Below are 1,124 nucleotides of genomic sequence, written 5' to 3' on the forward strand. Positions count from 1 at the left end.
AGACGCAACCCTTGACGCGGGGTGGAGCAGCCCGGTAGCTCGTCAGGCTCATAACCTGAAGGCCGCAGGTTCAAATCCTGCCCCCGCAACCAACGCCAATTGCGAAAGCCCGGTCCCGGAAACGGCGCCGGGCTTCTTCGTGTCCGACGCCAGCGTCAGGATCCCGGCCAGGTCGCCCCGCAGCAGGATCTCGTAGCCCTCGGCGCCAGAGCGAAGCTCGATCGCGTCGATCAGCCCGCGCAGGATCTCCGTCGCCTCGACCCGGCTGTCCGGCGCCGTCAGCGCCGCCGCGAGGTTGCCGACCTTGGCGCGGTAGATCTCCGCCATCGCCGGGTGAAGCAGCGGCGGCGGCGTCTCGCCCCGCGTCTGCTCGGCCTCGAGCTCCTCGCGCCGGGCCTCCAGCGCCGCGATCCGCGCGTGGATCGTCCGCGCCGGCGTGCCGTCAACGATCGCCTGCACCAGCCGCTCGAGATCGCGGTTCACCTTGGCAAGCTCGCGCTTGCGCTCCTCGATCCGCTCCCGCGCCGCACCGCGCAGCCGGTTCGTCTCCGCCGTGAACTCGGCGCAGAAGACCGCGAAGAGATCGGGATCCATCAGCCGCGTCGCCAGCGCGCCCAGCACGCGCTCCTCGACGTTCTTCCGCGCGATCGTCTTGCGATTCTCGCAGGTGCCCTTGTTGCGCGCGCTCGAGCAGCCGATGTGGGTGGCGCTGATCATCGACATGCCGCCGCCGCAGACGCCGCAGGTCACCAGGCCCGAGAGCAGGAAGCGCGGGCGGTTGGCGCGGCGGAGGGCGGCGCCCCGGTTCTCGGCGGGATCCTCGGCGCCGTTCTCGCGACGGGGCAGGGCGGCTTCCGCCTGGCGGGTTCGGGCGCGCGCCCAGAGTTCCTCGTCGATGATCCGGAGTTCCGGAACCTCGGCGGTGATCCAGTCCTCGGGAGCATTGAGCCGCGACACCCGCCGGCCGGTCGAGGGATCCTTGACGTAGCGTAGCCGGTTCCAGACCCGCCGGCTGAAGCGCGCCGGGTTTGCCGGAGGCGTTTTGGTTTGAGTCCTACGCCGCCACGGCGGGTGCCTCCAGTCCGGCGTAGTAGTTTGCTTCGGCCTCGGCGGGCGGGATGTTC

1 protein-coding gene and 1 tRNA gene are annotated in these 1,124 nt (G+C 70.8%); one reads left to right on the top strand and one right to left on the bottom strand.

What is annotated here, in order from left to right:
• Nucleotides 1–15 precede the first annotated feature (15 nt).
• A tRNA-Met gene (locus tag FJM51_RS23425) sits at nucleotides 16–92 on the top strand.
• Here FJM51_RS23425 and FJM51_RS25500 read toward each other — a convergent pair.
• Nucleotides 49–957: a recombinase zinc beta ribbon domain-containing protein gene (locus FJM51_RS25500; protein WP_140456496.1), complete on the bottom strand. Its 909-nt coding sequence runs from the start codon at nucleotides 955–957 to the stop codon at nucleotides 49–51. The two genes, FJM51_RS23425 and FJM51_RS25500, sit on opposite strands and share 44 nt — an antisense overlap.
• Nucleotides 958–1,124 lie beyond the last annotated feature (167 nt).

The sequence above is a fragment of the Amaricoccus solimangrovi genome, assembly GCF_006385685.1.
Lineage (GTDB): Bacteria > Pseudomonadota > Alphaproteobacteria > Rhodobacterales > Rhodobacteraceae > Amaricoccus > Amaricoccus solimangrovi.